Annotated in this window: 10 protein-coding genes; 4 read left to right on the top strand and 6 right to left on the bottom strand. The window is 35.6% G+C overall.

Annotated elements, in window-relative coordinates:
• Positions 1–5 precede the first annotated feature (5 nt).
• Genes IPK35_23155 through IPK35_23140 form a run of 4 tightly spaced genes read right to left on the bottom strand, consistent with a single transcriptional unit; the run spans position 6 to position 2,413 of the window.
• On the bottom strand, positions 6–1,100 hold the full coding sequence (locus IPK35_23155; GenBank protein ID MBK8056088.1) for a M20 family metallo-hydrolase: 1,095 nt from the start codon (positions 1,098–1,100) through the stop codon (positions 6–8).
• Positions 1,097–1,882, bottom strand: coding sequence for an acetylglutamate kinase (gene argB, locus IPK35_23150; protein MBK8056087.1), 786 nt, complete (start codon positions 1,880–1,882; stop codon positions 1,097–1,099). The genes IPK35_23155 and argB overlap by 4 nt, the downstream gene beginning before the upstream one ends.
• 40 nt (positions 1,883–1,922) lie before the next feature.
• Complete coding sequence (locus tag IPK35_23145; protein MBK8056086.1) at positions 1,923–2,192, bottom strand: Txe/YoeB family addiction module toxin; 270 nt, start codon at positions 2,190–2,192, stop codon at positions 1,923–1,925.
• Positions 2,189–2,413, bottom strand: coding sequence for a hypothetical protein (locus tag IPK35_23140; protein MBK8056085.1), 225 nt, complete (start codon positions 2,411–2,413; stop codon positions 2,189–2,191). Before IPK35_23140 ends, IPK35_23145 begins: the two co-directional genes overlap by 4 nt.
• 1,264 nt (positions 2,414–3,677) lie before the next feature.
• On the opposite strand from IPK35_23140, the gene IPK35_23135 reads away from it, so the two are divergent.
• Both IPK35_23135 and IPK35_23130 read left to right on the top strand, forming a co-directional pair.
• Entirely contained in the window at positions 3,678–5,849 is a 2,172-nt protein-coding gene (locus tag IPK35_23135; GenBank protein MBK8056084.1) for a S9 family peptidase, read from the top strand.
• Positions 5,850–6,108: 259 nt separating this feature from the next.
• A complete protein-coding gene (locus tag IPK35_23130; protein ID MBK8056083.1) occupies positions 6,109–9,456 on the top strand; it encodes a tetratricopeptide repeat protein in 3,348 nt (1,115 codons plus the stop codon).
• A gap of 368 nt (positions 9,457–9,824) precedes the next feature.
• On the opposite strand, the gene IPK35_23125 is transcribed toward IPK35_23130, so the two are convergent.
• Together IPK35_23125 and IPK35_23120 are read right to left on the bottom strand one after the other, a co-directional pair.
• Complete coding sequence (locus tag IPK35_23125; protein ID MBK8056082.1) at positions 9,825–11,006, bottom strand: hypothetical protein; 1,182 nt, start codon at positions 11,004–11,006, stop codon at positions 9,825–9,827.
• Positions 11,007–11,017: 11 nt separating this feature from the next.
• Positions 11,018–12,724, bottom strand: coding sequence for a hypothetical protein (locus IPK35_23120; GenBank protein MBK8056081.1), 1,707 nt, complete (start codon positions 12,722–12,724; stop codon positions 11,018–11,020).
• A 326-nt stretch (positions 12,725–13,050) separates the two neighbouring features.
• Here IPK35_23120 and IPK35_23115 point away from each other — a divergent pair, with 326 nt between their 5' ends.
• Positions 13,051–16,842 carry a hypothetical protein gene (locus IPK35_23115; GenBank protein ID MBK8056080.1) on the top strand — a complete coding sequence of 1,264 codons (3,792 nt, stop codon included), beginning with the start codon at positions 13,051–13,053 and terminating at the stop codon, positions 16,840–16,842.
• A 687-nt stretch (positions 16,843–17,529) separates the two neighbouring features.
• Positions 17,530–17,994 carry an SsrA-binding protein SmpB gene (smpB, locus tag IPK35_23110; GenBank protein ID MBK8056079.1) on the top strand — a complete coding sequence of 155 codons (465 nt, stop codon included), beginning with the start codon at positions 17,530–17,532 and terminating at the stop codon, positions 17,992–17,994.
• Positions 17,995–18,234 lie beyond the last annotated feature (240 nt).

Genomic DNA, 18,234 nt, shown 5'->3' with positions numbered 1-18,234 from the left:
TTTTTTTAGTTTACAAGGTTGCCGACAATAGTGATATAATCCCGGATACCTTCATTTATTTCGTTAATATTTATGTATTCGTCTGCTGTATGACTTCTGGCCGAATCGCCCGGACCGATCTTTAGGGCAGGAATGCCAACCAGCGCCTTGTCAGAGGTGGTAGGAGAACCATACACACTTTTACCTATATTTTTGTAGGCAATGACAACGGGATGATTTTCAGGAATCATACTTGACCTCAATCTTTTACTTCTTGGATTTATTTCGGAAGTCAGATTTTGCTGCAATATATCGAGAATCTCATCAAAAGTGTACAACTCATTGACGCGTATGTCCACGACAAACGAACAGGTATCCGGTACCACATTATGGGCTTTGTTTTCGGTGTGTATGCTGGTGACTGTCATCTTGACCGGGCCTAAAAATGGCGACACTTTGTCAAATGTATGATTTTTTAACCAGTTTATATCTTCAAGTGCTAAATACAAAGCATTGATGCCTTCTTCCCTGGCGGCATGACCAGCCTGACCTCTTGCAATACAGTCCAGTACCAGCAATCCTTTTTCAGCCACTGCCATCTGCATCTGTGTTGGCTCGCCGATGATGGCGAAATCTCCGGGATGTCGACCTAATGTATGTATATTCGATGACTCCTTTATAAATAGTTCCATACCATTTGCTCCCGATATCTCTTCTTCGGCGGTGGCTGCAAAACAAATATTATATTTCAAATCTGTGGCATCATGATAGTACAAAAATGTTGTCATTAAGGACACCAGACAACCACCCGCATCATTACTTCCCAATCCATACAATTTAACATCTTCAGTGATAGGTATAAACGGATCTTTGGTATAACCAAGATTGGGTTTTACAGTATCGTGGTGTGAGTTGAGTAAGATGGTTGGTTTTGAAGGGTCAAATGTCGAATTGTAAGCGAAAATATTATTTTTGATACGATGGCATGTAATATGCTGTCCGACTAAAAATTCCTGTATGATGTCCGCTGTTTTGTCTTCCTCCTTGCTGAATGATGGTATGGATATCAGGTCTTTTAGCAAGGAAATGGCCATCGGGTATAACTCAGATATTTCTTTCATTGTTGGGATATTTTAGTACCGGATTTGCCAAGAATAATATCAGGCAGGGCATCTGCATGCCCGATGATGACACTCTCAACACCGTTTTTTACCGTTTGAATGGCATTTTCGAGTTTGGGCAACATTCCGGAATGTATGAGACCTTCGTTTTTGAGTTTTTCTATGCTTTCTTCATTGAGTGCAGGTATCACCGATGTATCATCATGGACATCAAGCAAAACGCCCATTTTTTCAAAACAATAGATCAGGCTGACGCTGTCGAATGTACTCAATTCGGTGGCGACTACAGAAGCTATCGTATCAGCGTTGGTATTGAGCAGTTGTCCCTGGCCGTCATGAGAGACAGGAGAAATGACCGGTGAAATACCCTGTGACAACCATTCGAAAAGTGTATGGCCCCGGACATGCTTTATATCGCCTACAAAACCATAATCCACCTCCTTGACCGGACGTTTTTCAGCCAGAATCAGGTCAGCATCTGCGCCGCAAACACCCAGTGAAGTGCATCCCAATGCAGAAAGGTCAGCAACGATGTTTTTATTGATCAATCCGGCATATACCATTGTGATGATATCGAGCGTCTGACTGTCAGTCACTCGTCTGCCATGCACCATTTGCTGAGGAATATTCAGTTTTTCGGCAAGTTGGGTAGCTAATTTTCCACCACCATGTATCAGTACTTTGTGACCGCGGATAGCTGCAAAATGACCGAGAAAACCTTTCAGGTTGTCCGGATTATCTATGATGTTGCCGCCGATTTTAATCACATATATCATGGTAATGGGTATTGTAGCTGTTAACAACAGCAATTTTGATGTTTAACTAATTATAATGTCCTTTAACAGAAAGTATAAAAACAATAGTTTCAGTTACTTCGTAAACAAGGCGATGCTCTCTGTTTATCCTACGTGACCAGGCACCAGAAAGATTATGTTTAAGTGGTTCGGGTTTACCACTGCCAGTAAATGGGTGTCTTACAAGCTCTTCCAAAAGCAAGGTAATTTTGTTAACCACAGATTTATTACCTGATTTTTTGTGCTGTCTTATATCTTCTTTTGCTTGCTCAGAAAAACGAAGGATATAACTATTCATATACTGTCAATAAACGATTTAATGTCTTCCTGCTTTACATCGGTAAACTTTCCTTGAGCAATTTGTTTTTTACTTTCCAATATTTTCTCTACAAACTCTGGGTTGTAACTATCGCTTTTAGAGACTTCAAACTTTATTTTCAGAGCCTGCATAAAAGCCTTGAGAGCAGAAACTTGTTCGCTTGTTTGCGGGTGTGCGATGAATATATTTTGAGTTTTCATAATCAATGTAAATTAAGAAAATAAAGGACAAATATACAAACCAAAGAGAACAATAGAAAGTTTCCTGTTGCCATATCTTTCTGACTGTTGTTAGGCAGATAAATATTACTCGTGCCAATAATTAACTAAGATCGTCGCAGTTTGTAACTGCGATGCCATACATGAAGCATCTGTGATGCAAATAGGTACAACGCTAATGAGAAAAATTCCTGACAAAACAATAAATTTTCTTTAACTTTGGTCAGAAAATGTAATTAAGTAATGAATGGCCATAAAATAGTTAATCAAAATGGTTTTAGGTTACATTTACTATGCAATCGAATTGCAAATTCTTTAATTATTGGATCGCAGTTACAAACTGCGACCATCAGAGTAAAGGTAAAAGGATGAATAATACCTTAAATATTACAGCTTAATGATATTTTTTAAATTTTTCTATTTTTTTTGGAAGACTGTTTCATTTGGAATGGAAAATATGCACTTTCGAGCATCAGGAAGTATTATAATTATACTTTTTTTTATTATTTCAAAATCAATTACATTACTGACCAGTGGCAGTATTTCTAAGAGTTCGATTTGCCTAATCTTAATACCAATTTTACTTGTAATTTATTTTTTGATTATTCACATTGTAAGTAAAGAACAAATTTTAAGAAGATTAGATTTTGAATCAGACACGTTGAATAATAAAATTATATCTCTGATTTTTGTGCCATTAGTAATTTTGCTTAGTTTTATTTACTTTTTAATCTGATAGATTCCTCCAATCCACTCATGCTTGCATAGATCGTCGCAGTTTGCACCTGCGATGCCATACATGAAGCATCTGTGATGCAAATAGGTACAACGCTTATGAGAAAAATTACTGACAAAACAATAAATTTTCATTAACTTTGGTCAGAAAATGTAATTAATTAACGAATTGCTATAAAATAGTAAGTCAAAATGGTTTTGGGTTACATTTGGTACATCGGGGCTCAAAAATGAAAAAAATGCCACTGATATATTTGTCGGAGGATAGTGATAATTTATCAAAAAAATGCATCTGTCTGCCATTTGAAATCATATTGCTTAATTATCCATTTTCTATAAACAACTAATCCCTTTATACCACACTTTCCTTTCAGCTTGAATTTAAAATCTGCAATGAAATTTAGGTCTTTTTCAGCTCATCCGATAAAATGATTTACTTATAAATGTATGGAAAATTGTATTTTCTGCTACTTTTGTCAGACATTTTTCCACTTCAACTCAATATGCACTAATGAGAATTATCACCAGTATCCTTTTCGTTTTATCTATTTTTGACCTTTGTGTTGCCCAGAAACCCATCACCATAGACGATATCTATGCCAAGTTTGTTTTCAGGACAAAATCGGTACCCGGCTTCAATTTTATGAAAGATGGCAGACATTACTCTGCACTTAAAGACGGAGGCATCAAAAAATTTGATATCACGACAGGGTCTTTGATAGAGACTATGTTTGAAGGTAAGGATTTTAAGGATAAAGCCGGGTATTCCGGAACTATCGGTACATACACTTTCAGTGATGACGAATCCAAAATTCTCATTGAGTCTGAAAGCGAAGACATCTACAGGCACTCTTCAAAGGCAAACTGTTATGTATATGATTTGAAATCTAAAGCACTTTCCAGAGTCTACCCGCATGGTAAAGTGGTCAATCCGGCATTTTCGCCGGATGGAGAGCAAGTAGGTTTTGTTTTCAACAATAATCTGTATTTTCAAAACTTAAAATCAGGGAACATCACTCAAGTCACTACAGATGGCGTCAAAAATAAAATCATCAATGGTATGTGTGACTGGGTGTATGAGGAAGAATTCAGCTTTACCAGAGCATTTTACTGGTCACCTGACAGTAAAAAAATTGCTTATATACGTTTTGATGAGACCAATGTACCGGAATTTACTATGCAACTTTTCAAAGATGGTATGTATCCTGAAAACGAAACGTTCAAATATCCGAAGGTAGGCGAAAAAAATGCCGAGGTATCCGCATGGGTGTATGAACTATCCCGAGGAAAGTCCAAAAAAACAGACATTGGCGACCTTTCCGATATGTATATACCACGCATGAAATGGACTCAAGATGCCAATAAACTTTGTATCTTCAAGATGAACAGGCATCAAAACAATCTTAAGCTTTACGTCGCCGACATCAAATCCGGCAAATCATCCATCATCTACGAAGAAACCAATAAGTACTACATCGACATCTCCGACGATCTTACTTTCCTCAAGGATGGAAAACACTTTGTATGGTCATCTGAAAAAGAAGGCTACAACCAAATATACCTCATGGGCATGGATGGAAAACAAAAAGTCAAACTCACCACAGGGTCATATGATGTGACAAACTTCTATGGTGTGGATGAAAAAAATAAAAAAGTGTACTATCAGGCAGCTGAAAAAACACCTATACAAAAGCATGTATTTTCTGTTGACCTTGATGGTAAAAATATAACTAATCTTACACCTACCCTTTCAGGATCAAATTCAGCTCAGTTCAGCAGTACATTTGACTATTTCAGCAACAATCACAGTACTATCAATACTGCTCCAACTTTTACAGTGCATGATCGTATAGGTAAAAAAATAAGGACCATCGAAGACAATATTAATCATGCCAAAACTCAGGAAGAGTACGGTGTGTCTCCTGTGGAGTTTTTTACATTTACTACGTCAGAAAATGTAAAGCTGAATGGCTGGATGATCAAGCCAAGAGACTTCAATCCTACCAGAAAGTATCCGGTTTTCATGACACAATACAGTGGTCCGGGTAGTCAGTCCGTCACTGACAGTTGGAAAAGCACAGGATACTGGTGGAATCAAATGATCGCTCAGGCTGGGTACATCGTAGTATGTGTAGATGGACGCGGTACAGGTGCACGAGGAGAAGCGTTCAAAAAGATGACTTATCTTCAGTTAGGCCATTATGAGACTTTGGATCAAATCGAAACGGCCAAATACATGGGTTTGCAGCCTTACGTGGACAAAGCAAGAATAGGTATTTTTGGCTGGAGCTATGGAGGATATATGTCCTCGCTCTGTATCCTCAAAGGTAATGATGTATTCAAAGCAGCTATAGCTGTTGCACCTGTCACCAACTGGAAATGGTACGATAGTGTCTATACGGAAAGATATATGCGTACCACTGCCGAAAATGCCAAAGGTTATGCTGACAATTCACCTGTGTATTTTGCGGACAGACTCAAGGGAAACTATTTGCTGATTCATGGGATGGCAGATGATAATGTTCATTTTCAAAATGCGGTAGAAATGGCCAATGCTCTCATCAAAGCCAACAAACAGTTTGATACTTACTATTATCCCAACAGAAATCATGGTATCTATGGAGATAATGCCACCATACATTTGTATACAAAAATGACAAATTTTATATTTGAAAAAATCTGAGATTTCTCTTTTTGCACCCTTTATCTCTTTTCAGACGTCTGATCTCCTTAAGTGGGTCGGAGGTAAATTGATGAAATATTTGTTATACACACATTTTTCGGAGAGGTCTGGACATTATATAGTGAACAGAAAATATTCTGCAAAAATTTTAAATCATAATGTGTTGTAAATTACATAATTATGATATTAAATTTTGCATTCAATTTTCTGTTTGGCATAAATATTTTAATTACTTTTGTAAGGTCCAAAAAATCCAGTATTGAAAATTGTATCAATTTTTATCTCACTCTTTTTCTTTGTAATAAATATTTCTTTTGGTCAAACAAAGAGTCCCAAAACCTATGCCTTAGTCATCGGTGTCTCTGTATACCAAGATCCAAAAATCACATCATTAAAGCATGCCCACAAAGATGCCGAAGCGTTTGCTGAATTTTGTCTCTCAGCATCAGGATTAAATATGGCAGCTGAACAATTGAAGGTTTTAATCAATGAAAAAGCATCTTACTGGGATATCGTAAGTGGACTCGAATGGCTCAAAACCAATGCTAAAAGAGACGATCAGATTTACATATATTTTGCAGGACACGGGGATATGGAAAGCAAAGTGCTCCAATATGGTTACCTTTTGGCAAACGACTCAAGATATATGAACTATATAGGCAGATCACTGTCTCTGGACGATCTCAATAAAACAGCACATACTTTGTCCGTGGAACGAGAAGCTCAAGTTTTCCTGATTACCGACGCATGCCACTCAGGTAAGCTCGCTGGAGTTGATTTTGATGGCAGTAATCTTGTATTACTGGAGCTGAAGCAGGTGGTCGATGACAATGAAGTACGAATGACATCCTGCGATGAACAGCAATTGTCTTATGAAGATAAAATTTGGGGTGATGGCAGAGGTGCATTTTCATATTTTCTGACCAGAGGCATGTCGGGCGAAGCTGACGGAGTAGATGGAACTAAGGATGGAAATATCACCATTGGAGAAATTAAATCATTTTTAAATCGCAACGTGCCTGAAGTTGTTTTGAAAGTCAAGAAAAAAAATCAAAATCCCGTAGTAAAAGGCGGAACAAATGGTACCATTTTAAATTCATATAAAGCATCCGCCGGCACTCAAAATGTGACGACAGCTAAACAAACAAGTAATGAAATCAGTACCGACACTGGCTCCAGAAGTGTTTCAGCTGAACCCAATAATGAACGGGAAGAAGATATTAGGAATACCACAATATCAAAGGCCAGGGACCAAAATACGGACTTTAAAATACTATCATCTAAACCAGTATCTGAAATTGTAAATGTGCTTTTGCATTCATTAATTAAAGAAAAGGAATACGATAAAAAGACTCTATCCTCAGTGCCATCTCAACAGGTTGTTGCTAAGGCTCTGTACAACTTAGTGCAAGAGATCATAGATCTATACTTGAGTGCAGACGAAACAGAGCTTGAAAAAAGAGAATATTACAAACAGATAGATAAGCCCTATGATCAGTATCCTTACATGCTCGACATTGCCATCAAATTGCTTCCAAAAGACCACCTTATCATTCCCTCATTAAAGATGCAAAGAGCATACATGAGTGGGTTAAATGCCAGATTGAAAGCTCCATTTAAAGGTAATTTCAAAGCACAAATAGATACAGCCATTATATATCAAGAGAAGGCCTTATCTATAGACTCAAGTGCCGCATATATACACAATGAACTGGGTGTACTAAATAGTTTAAATGGAAGATTGGATACGGCTATTTCTTATTATGAGAGGGCCAATTCTATAGCACCTCTATGGCCGATACCATATTCCAATCTTGCCAATGCTTATTACATAAAAAAAGATTTTGTTAAGGCAAAAGAATATGTGGATACTGCCTTTCAAAAACAAGAAAACTTACCAACTCCCTATATAATCGATGGAAATTTATACACAATAAAAAGTAACTACCTCTATGCAGAGGAGCAATATCAAAGAGCTATAAAAATTAATAGTTATAATTTTGTTCCCTTTGATAGGTTAGGAGACGTATATCTTAAACTGCAAGACTATCAGACGGCTGAAAAATATTATCAAGACGCAACCAAAAGAAAAGCAGTCCTTGAGAGTATTGATGAAGAAGTGATGAATATATTACCATTGATTAAAAGTATTGTTCCTAATAAAATTTTATCTCCACCTGACACAACTAAGTTATCAAATGATGTTATTTCTTGTTTTGTCTTTGGTAAAATCCATTTTGACAAAAAAGAAGATATTGAAGCAAAAAAGTGGTTTGAAAAAGTGGTAATTTTAGACCCGGAAAACCCAATGGTTTACCAATATCTGGGTCAAATAGCAAGTGATTCCGAAGAATATGGTCTTTCAGAGTATTATTTTAATCTTGCGATTAAATTTCATTTGCAAGAAAGTTTATTATTCGATCATATAAGAAATGTGACTAAAGGGGTAACACTCCATGAAGATGTTTTAAAGTATTATGAGGCTTCCAATTTTGATATATATAAACCCAATCTTTCTCTTGCAAGGACTTATGAAAAATGGAATCATTACCACTTCGCCATGCAACAATATCAAAAATGTATTGAACTGAAACCTACCGAAAAGGCAGCATATATACAACTGTGGAAATTGTATCAGAGTCAAATGGAATTAGAATCAGCTGAAACCGTAATCCACAAATTTGGTCAGGTTTATCCTGACGAGTTGGATGAGGCCCTTGGGGAACACTACGAATGGGCATTAAGCAAATATACAGAAGACGTCCAAAAAACTGCTCATTATGCTTACAAATATGGCTTACTTATGCACAAATACGTCATGAAACAACCTAAAGAAATATTTACAGGATTAGCTCAATCAAAGACGAATGAAGAGTTAGTGATACAGCAAAAAATTAAGAAATATCTGACTAAGGGAATAGAAATGTTAGAAATAGTGGAGTCAGCCACTATTGATAAATTTATCAAAACAGACGTTTTTACTAAGTTGGGAGATCTGTATTTGCACTCCCATAAACATGAAAAAGCGCTGGAATACTATGAGTCTTACTTAAATTTTCAAGAAGATAACCACTCCATCAGAAGTTTAGCAGCTAAATGTGCTGATCATGAATATTTGTTTAAAAAAGCATTAAGTCATTTGACCACACTGGAGCAATCAAATAGTCTTAAATATGAAGATGCCATCATTTTGGCAAAATACTATATGAAAAATGGAGAAAAAGAAAAGTCAATAACATTATATGAAAAGATCGCCAATACACATCCATTTCTAAAAAAAGAGATAGAAAATGATATAATCAAGCTACATCTTCGATTTGGTGATTATCAAAAAGCCATTGAATTGATTTACAAGTGTAAAGAAAGTAACAAAACAGATATGAATCTGGAATATATGCTTGCCAGAGCCAATGCCGGATTAAACAAACCGGACGAAGCTTTAGAGCATCTTCAAAATGCTGAAAGTATGGGGTTCCATTATGGTTTTGTATATAAAAATGACGATAATTTTGATCCATACCGAACCACATCAGATTGGCAAACCATCAACTCTAAAATGAATCAATATATTGAAACCAAAATGGCAGCATCAAAAAAGCAGCCATAATTAGGATTTAGAGTATGCTTAAAATTTTTCTTAGTTGTAAATCAAGAGATTATGGTTCTGGCAATAAAATAATCAACGAATTTAGCTTGCCTGACAACTATGTTAACAAGCGGGCAGGCGAGCTAAATAAGTCGATTATTTTGAAGTCAGGTTCATAATACATTGATTTTAAAGCAATATAAATATAACCTAAATATCTAAAATGAGTTCCTTAATGAAGATCAAAAGTACAATAAAATAAGCATTTTTGACGGCAAATCATAGCATCGCTATGGTGCGAAGTCAAAAATGAACGTAGTGCCTTATTTTGCAGTAATTTTGGTCTGGAATAGGAAATTCATTTTAGATTTTTAGGTATAAATATACTCTTACTTCAACGCCTTTACTGCACTTTCAACTTCATTCATATTCTTGCAAAATAAGGAGTACATCATTTTTGCCAAACTATTTTTAGGAGACATCACCATGGCCTTTTTATATTTAGACTGAGCAGAAAGTAAGAAGCCTTCTTCTTCCATCTGATGAGCTTCCATCAATAATCTGATATCAGCATTTGATTTTTTATAAATGTCGGCTGATTGAATTGATTTCAATGTCTTATCTTCCATTTCTTTTGATACGATGGAGAAAAATACGGGTGTACTCACCTCCTTCTTTGTAGGGTGATGTACATACCAAGCATACTTTGTGCCAACCTTAAGATTAGCTATCTTACTATCTAAAGCATATTCTTGTCCTTTTACCTGAGTTGTGTACACGATGTTATGCTCCATATCTTCGATCACAAAAGTATAAGTTTTGGTACTTTTGAGCAGCTCCCAACTTAAATCATTCGATCCCTCCACATAATTGCCACCCGGGCACGAAGATCTGGTCATTATGTCTTTTTTGCCCCAACCATCTTTTCCACTTCCGGTCTTGTCGCCCCATCCGTCTTTTCCGCTTCCGGTTTTGTCACCCCAACCATCTTTTCCACTTCCTGTCTTGTCACCCCAGCCATCTTTGCCACTTCCGGTCTTATCACCCCAGCCATCTTTGCCGCTTCCTGTCTTGTCACCCCAGCCATCTTTGCCGCTTCCTGTCTTGTCGCCCCAGCCATCTTTGCCGCTTCCTGTCTTGTCGCCCCAACCATCTTTGCCGCTTCCTGTCTTGTCACCCCAGCCTGAAACTAAATTATTTTGATTTTTCATTACAACACCACTGATAGATGCATTATAAACGGCATCACTCATTTTTTCTCCAAAAGCCAGTTCTGATTTAGAAACCCTTGATCCATCATCTACAAATAACTTGTCTAAAACTACAGGGCTTTTATCACCTGTAACTTCAACAAAATAATAATTGTGATAAACAATTACCCTTCCTTTAGGATTAAACACAAGGCTTCCTGACTTATTCATGATACTGCCGGGAATGACTTTTACCTTGGATTTACCCTGATAGATTACATCTGAGTCAGATGATACAAGAATAACAGGCATAGTCTCAGATTGGGCAAATAGTCCAATAGGAAACATTAAAACGATGAAAAATAATTTAAAAACTTTCATTTGAACATTTTTTAGGGTTTTAAAACTTCTTTAAAATCGATTACTTTTTCGATTTTATTATCTTTATTGGTAATGATAATACAAATATCTTTGAAATATAATATTTCGCCTCCCAGATGAGAAAGAGAACGCGTGGACTTACCCAGAAGGTCAAGTAATGATTGTTTGTCAGATCCCAACTTCAGGTTATTTAAGAATGGAGTAGTCATACTTTTTTTACTGACTACAAAACCGAGATTGTAACCGATATTCTGTTGATCGCCTTTATAATCATGAGTCAAAACTTTGTAGTTATCAGTTTTCACATCATCAATTCTAAATGTATTTAAGGTATCGATATCTATTTTAGCCCTGCTGACCAATTCAGAAGACAAATATTCAGCAACTGTCATGCCATCTAAATTCACCTTAAGTCCTTTATCAGCTGAAACAGGAATCATTGGGCTACCTTTAAGAATAGCCAGGTTCTTTTTAGCTACTTCATTTCCCATGTCGCTTGCTTTGGTCATAAGATTTATTGAAGTTGATTTATCATTTTCAATATAAGCCAATATAGATTTTAAAATCAATAATTCATCTTCGTATTTACCGAAGTCTAACTCAGGATGAAGTATTTTTAATTCAGCAAGTTCAATTTCAATAATGTGATTTCCTTTTTTTAAAGCTATGTTGCCTATTTCCGATTGAGGATTGTTTACTGCCTTGATGATATGAGCTGAAACTTTGTTGACATAAGACGGTAAGTATTTTTTATTCATAATGATAGATGTCTCAAAATGTATTAAAGCTTCATTAATGAGTGAGTTGACTTGGTCAAAAGTAGAAGCCGATCTGGAGTTCCCTGAAAACTCAAGGTCCATAATACCGGGGAGTTCAAACATAAGACTTTCAGAATCTAACATAGAACTGGCAATCATCATACACGTAAGACCAGCGTTGTTATAAAGTTCCTGGGATTGATATTTATTAAGAAGATATCCATAATAACTATAAGCTTCCTTATATCTTCCTACGATGGCGAGAAGATTTGCCATTTCAAAAACGTTGGAAAGTTTTACTATCTGCTTTTGATTGCGTTTTGCCAAGCTCATACGATCTTGCTTTGACGGGTATCCCTTTAGCTTATCTTCTCTCCCATATGACTTATATAAACTATCGATGAGTAAATCGCTTTTATCAAAGATACCAAAACCCGCTGAATAAGCTAAAAAACCTCCTAATACATCTGCTTGAACTTCATTGAGTATTTTATCATTCAAAGTACTTAATACTTTACCTGTCTCAAGATCAGATACAGCATCGGCATATTCAGACCGCCAGCCATGTTTCTCATAGTAATGGGTCAATTCGTGTGCTAACAAAAAAGCTATTCCTTCGTCTCCAAATTTATTTGCTACATCGTATGCTTGTTTTTCTATCGAAATATCCATATTTCTATAATCCATGCTGGCTACATATGCAACTTCATTTCTCAAATTCAACTGAGGTACTGGCATCCTTCGATCCCCTTTAGCTTCCACCAGTTTTTCATAAATGGAGCGTATTCTTTTATATTCTTTTGTGCGATTTAAGTTACCCTTGTATTCAATTTCTTTATTTGAAGGCAAAATGGGCAATCCTGCAAAAGACCGGGATTGAGCATGGGCACAAAAGCAAAGGAAAGAAGATATCGCAAAATTAACTGTAAAAATAGAATAGGTGTATAAAAAATTTTGCATTCATAAAAGATTACTTTCACAAAAGTAACAAATTAAATATGTATACCAATATTATTGAAAGATAAGATTATTTCTATTAAAATATTGTTTTGAATAGTCATTAAGCAATCAAATAATACTTATTTTTATCATTTTATTGGTTTTTCATTTTACCTTTATATAAAAGATAGCTTAAAAATGAAAATCAGAGTTGAAGTCGTTATAAATTATCATTTTTGATGATTAGGTTTTACATAATTTTAGCAATGGGATTAGAGTATGTTTAAAGTTTTTCTTAGTTTTCTAGGCAATTAAAATTTAAACTCTTAATCATAAATAATAAGTACATGTTTTTTAGAAATCTTATTTGTATAGCGGGAGTAGTTTGTATTTGCCTGCACTTCCAATCATGTAATGAGAAGTCTTCTGGATATGAGATTGGAGATAGTGGGTTCATCTTAAATCCACAACTTAAAAAAATTAGTGGCTTTGATAGTTTATCTTTTCATTCAGTGCCAGTTATGCTGACTGATGTAAAATTTAAAGCAGAGAAGGCAGCACCCAATTTTAGTAATAATTTATCTATACAAATTCCGAAAAAAAACGATCTTGTATTTGGAAGTCCTTTCAAGGTACAACCACATAGGATAAAATTGCTATCCGATTCGTCAATTTTTTTATTAAAAATGCCGGAGTGTGTTCCTGTCAAAGATATGGCCACAAAACTTCAAAATAGTGAAAGTTTCTCCTATTTTGATAAACTTCAGGGCTTAAAGCAAAGTTTCGTTCCGTGTATGCTGGAAGACAATTCCGGAAATTTGTGGTTCGGAACTCATGGAGGCGGACTTACGAGATTTGATGCAAATCATTTTACCCATTTCACTCAAAAGGAAGGACTGGCAGGCAATAGTATTTTTGCTATGATTCAGGCAAAGGACGGATGTTTGTGGATAAGCACTTATGGTAAAGGATTAAGTGTTTTTGATGGTAAAAATTTTAGAAATTTCTCAACAGAAAATGGGTTTCCTTCTGATTATATCCTTTCAATTCTAGAAGATCGCAACCAAAATATATGGATAGGAACACAAGATGCCGGATTGTTGAAAATAGAAAAATCAAAAAGTGATGTCATATATCAATACAACACTAAAAATGGTTTTTTTCATGACAATATAACCGCACTAATGGAAGATGCCGTAGGCAATATTTGGGTAGGATCTGATGGAAAAGGTTTTATGTATTTTGACAATAAAATGGATATCAGATTACCAAAAAATAATAACATTTCATCACTGGCTATAGCCAATATAAAGGAAGATTCTGATGGACACTATTGGTTATCAGCATATGGTAACGGCTTGTTTAAAATTGAAAAAGAAAAAATATTGCACTATGAAGAAAAAAATGGTTTTCCTTCTGATCTTCTCACCTTTTTAGATCTGGATAAACAAGGAAATGTTTGGGTAGCTACTGATGGGAAAGGTGTCATTAAAATGAGTCATCTAAAATCGGATTTCCAAAATTTACAAATTTATGATGCTACCAAAGGATTATCAAATGATAAGGTCTATTCCATACTTCAGGACAAAGCTGGTACATTTTGGTTTGGAACCAACAGAGGTGGAGTAAATAAATTTAATGGCAATAAGTTTACTCATATACAAAGTGGATCAAATGAATCTGCAAATTTTGTTTTTAGCATGACAGAAGACAAAGAAAATAACATTTGGGTCGCCACTGGTGGTGATGGCATCATAAAATATAGTCGGAATATTGATAATTCCGCATGGAACAAACAGGAAGAAATTAAGGTCATAAATGGGTTATCAAGTAATTATGTATATTGTAGCCATACTGACAAAAGGAACCGAAAATGGTTTGGAACTGACAACGGGGTCAATATTCTTGATCACAACAACTTACAATCGCTAAACAAAGACAATGGCTTTTGCGGAAACAAGGTAACAGCTATATTGGAAGACTCAAAAGGCAATTTTTGGTTTGGTTTGGCAGACCCAGGCGGTATAGCAATGTATGACGGAAAGCAAGTTACCTGTATGAAGGGAAGTCATAATTTTGTCAAAAGTGCGATTTTTTCCATTGCCGAAGACAATTCCGGAAGAATATGGTTTGCCACAGAAGACAACGGAATTTTCATAAAGGACGGACATCATTTTTACACATTTAATGATTTGTTTTCTGATTTTGCAATTTTTAGTATTAAGAAAGACGCAGATGGCAATATGTGGATTGCAACAGAAGGAAATGGATTGTATGTGTATGATGGATCAAAGTTCTATAATATTGATGAGACACTAGGACTCTCCAACAATTTTGTATTTTCAATATTTGAAGACCATAATCAAGATATGTGGTTTGGTACCAGATTTGGATTAAATACTTTGACAAAAGACAAAAAAACATCATTGCTCCAAGCTTTGATGAAAAATACACCACTTATCAATAATTATTTCACAAGCTATTCGTATGAAGATGGTTTTTTGGGTGTGGGCTGTAATAGAGGAGCTATATATCAAACATCAGATCATACTATGTGGATAGGTACCACAGATAGACTCACCTTGAGCCATTTGGCCAAAAAACCATCACATCTAGATACATCCAACGATTCTTTAAGGCTTTATTTAACAAATATTGACTTGTTTAATGAAAAAGTGAATTGGGTAGATTTTTACAAAAATAGAAGACATAGTCAGAAAATCAATAATAGATTGACGATTGAAAATATTAAGTTTTCTGATCTTTCTCCATGGTACCTTATCCCTCAGGCATTGAGCTTGAAATACAATAATAATTACCTTACATTTAATTATGGAGCTAATTCTGCAAATAAATCTGCAAAAATAAAATACCAATATAAACTCATCGGGTTTGAAGATAATTGGAGCCAACCTACCAGAAATATGAGTGCATCTTATGGAAATTTACCTTATGGAAAGTACAATTTTCAATTAAAAGCAGAGGAAGAAAGTGGTCTTAAAAGTGAAATATTTGAATATTCCTTTACGATAAGACCTCCATGGTGGTATAGTTGGTGGGCTTATCTCCTTTATTCTGTCCTTTTTATAGCTTTCTTAAGATACATACATAAATTGCAAAAAGAAAGGACCATCCGTATAGAGAGAGAACGTAATCAGCTACAAGAAATTGAGAAAGCAAAGGAAATTGCAACTGCGTACAAAAATCTTGAAACAGCGCATGAAAATCTTGAAAACACACATTTAAAATTAAAATCCACTCAAGCCCAACTCATCCAATCCGAAAAAATGGCTAGCCTCGGAGAACTTATAGCCGGCATTGCTCATGAGATTCAAAACCCATTGAACTTTGTCAATAATTTCAGTGAGTTGAGTGTCGATCTCACTAAAGAACTGAAAGAAGAAGTGGAAAAGTTGGACATTCCTGAAAAAAATATTGTATATGTAAATGAGATAATTGGTGATCTGAGTATCAATCAGGAAAAAATCAACCACCACGGAAAGCGAGCATCCGATATCGTAAACAGCATGCTTCAACACAGTCGCACCAGTACGGGACAGAAAGAATGGACCGACCTCAATGCACTCACTGATGAATACTTACGACTGGCATATCATGGATTGAGAGCCAAAGACAAAACATTCAATGCTGAACTCGTAACAAACTTTGATGCCAATCTCCCCAAAATAGAAGTAATCCCCCAAGATATCGGCAGAGTTATCCTCAATCTCTTCACCAATGCATTTTATGCAGTCAACGAAAAAAATAAACAAGTGGAGCGGGCGGACTCCCTTTCAGGCCTGCCTGACGGTCAGGCAGGGGTCGGGGGTACGGGCAGCCATGCGCAGGAATCTAATTACGAACCAAAAGTCACCGTCTCCACACGTCTTGCACCTGACAACCATCTTCAGATTGTTGTACAAGACAATGGCCCCGGTATTCCTGACGCTATCAAAGATAAAATCTTCCAGCCTTTCTTTACGACCAAACCTACTGGTCAGGGGACAGGATTAGGATTGTCTTTGTCTTATGATATTGTCAAGGCACATGGCGGAGAGTTGAAAGTGGAAAGCTTACCTGTCGATGCAAGTAAAAACAGTGGTGGAACAACGTTTATCATTTCACTTCCAATTGCATAACTTAAGGTTCCTTATTATAATGAAAAGAAATTATTCTGCAAAAAGATTAGATCATGGTGTATTGAAAATTAAATAATTATGATTACAAATTTAGCGCTCAATTTTCTGCTTGGTACAAAAGAAAATAAAGCATCCATATTGGACTGATTTCTGGTTTTTATTTATAATTAAAATAATTAAAGTGGATTCGGGTTAAGGTATTTTGTATTACTTCTTAAAATAATAGGGGTGTAGCCATATAATCTTAAAACAATTTCAACATCATTGAAGATGTCAGGGCTACGCCCATTATTATCAATTAATTAAGTCATTTTACTAAGATATCATAGCTAACGCGCCTTCTTTTAATAAAATTATATAATATATTAAGCCACTACCCTAATTTTTCTCCTATCGACTTGAGCATAAACCACATATGCTCAAGTCTCTTATACCGAATCCACGTTATTTAGATCAAAAAAAAACCGTTTCATCTTGCATTGTCTAAAATGATATAGCCAATTGGTACATTACATTATCTGCACTTTTCTTAGTGTGTATAACAAAATGCACGAATTCAAATTTTCACGTTTCTACCATTTATTAAAAAGAACACTGAAAAAGTTCAATTTGTTATACACACCTTTTCTTATTATCGTAAAAAAGAACAGGAAAAATTGGTATCTTTGTCCCCCTTATTAATCAAAGATGGGTACAAAATTAGTTACCAAAGAAATTGTCAACCGCAAGGCAAAATTTGAATACAGCTTCCTCCAAATGTTTGAAGCCGGGATTGTGCTTACAGGCACAGAAGTAAAAGCGCTCAGACTTGGACTTGCCAATCTCAATGATGCGTATTGTCTTTTTGACCATGGCAATTTGATTGTAAAAAACATGTTTATTTCAGAGTACGATCACGGTACCATATACAACCATGATTCGCGCAGAGACAGAAGGCTGCTGTTGAGAAAAACGGAATTGAAAAAAATGGAAAGAAGGGTGACTGAAAAAGGATTTACCATAGTTCCTTACAGATTGTATTTTTCAGAAAGAGGATTTGCAAAGCTTGAAGTTGCATTGGCTCAAGGCAAAAAAGCATTTGACAAACGTGAATCTATCAAAGAGAGAGACTCCAAAAGGGATATGGATCGATTGAAGAAAATCAAACTATAAGACATTCTATCAGTGGACAAAACCCAGCTCAATAGTGAGTATAATAAAGTGCTCTTATTATTTTTAAAAAGTATTAATCCCCCAAATACTAATTAGTTCTACTTTGTCACCTTCAAAAATCTAAGTCAATTACACTTTCATCAAATGTATTTAACCGGAAACCTGATATTTTTTCATAGTTAAATAAATATAAATGTATGGGTAAATTAGGGTCACAACTGTTGGGTTAACCCAACAGTT

This window comes from Saprospiraceae bacterium, from assembly GCA_016713025.1.
In the GTDB taxonomy this organism is placed as follows: domain Bacteria; phylum Bacteroidota; class Bacteroidia; order Chitinophagales; family Saprospiraceae; genus OLB9.
This window is presented reverse-complemented; position numbering and strand designations above follow the sequence as displayed.

Excerpts from the sequence above, each read along its gene's own strand:
- IPK35_23155 (MBK8056088.1), bottom strand. The coding sequence starts at position 1,100 with ATGAAAGAAATATCTGAGTTATACCCGATGGCCATTTCCTTGCTAAAA.
- IPK35_23145 (MBK8056086.1), bottom strand. The coding sequence starts at position 2,192 with ATGAATAGTTATATCCTTCGTTTTTCTGAGCAAGCAAAAGAAGATATA.
- IPK35_23140 (MBK8056085.1), bottom strand. The coding sequence starts at position 2,413 with ATGAAAACTCAAAATATATTCATCGCACACCCGCAAACAAGCGAACAA.
- IPK35_23135 (MBK8056084.1), top strand. The coding sequence starts at position 3,678 with ATGAGAATTATCACCAGTATCCTTTTCGTTTTATCTATTTTTGACCTT.
- IPK35_23125 (MBK8056082.1), bottom strand. The coding sequence starts at position 11,006 with ATGAAAGTTTTTAAATTATTTTTCATCGTTTTAATGTTTCCTATTGGA.
- IPK35_23120 (MBK8056081.1), bottom strand. The coding sequence starts at position 12,724 with ATGCAAAATTTTTTATACACCTATTCTATTTTTACAGTTAATTTTGCG.
- IPK35_23115 (MBK8056080.1), top strand. The coding sequence starts at position 13,051 with ATGTTTTTTAGAAATCTTATTTGTATAGCGGGAGTAGTTTGTATTTGC.
- smpB (MBK8056079.1), top strand. The coding sequence starts at position 17,530 with ATGGGTACAAAATTAGTTACCAAAGAAATTGTCAACCGCAAGGCAAAA.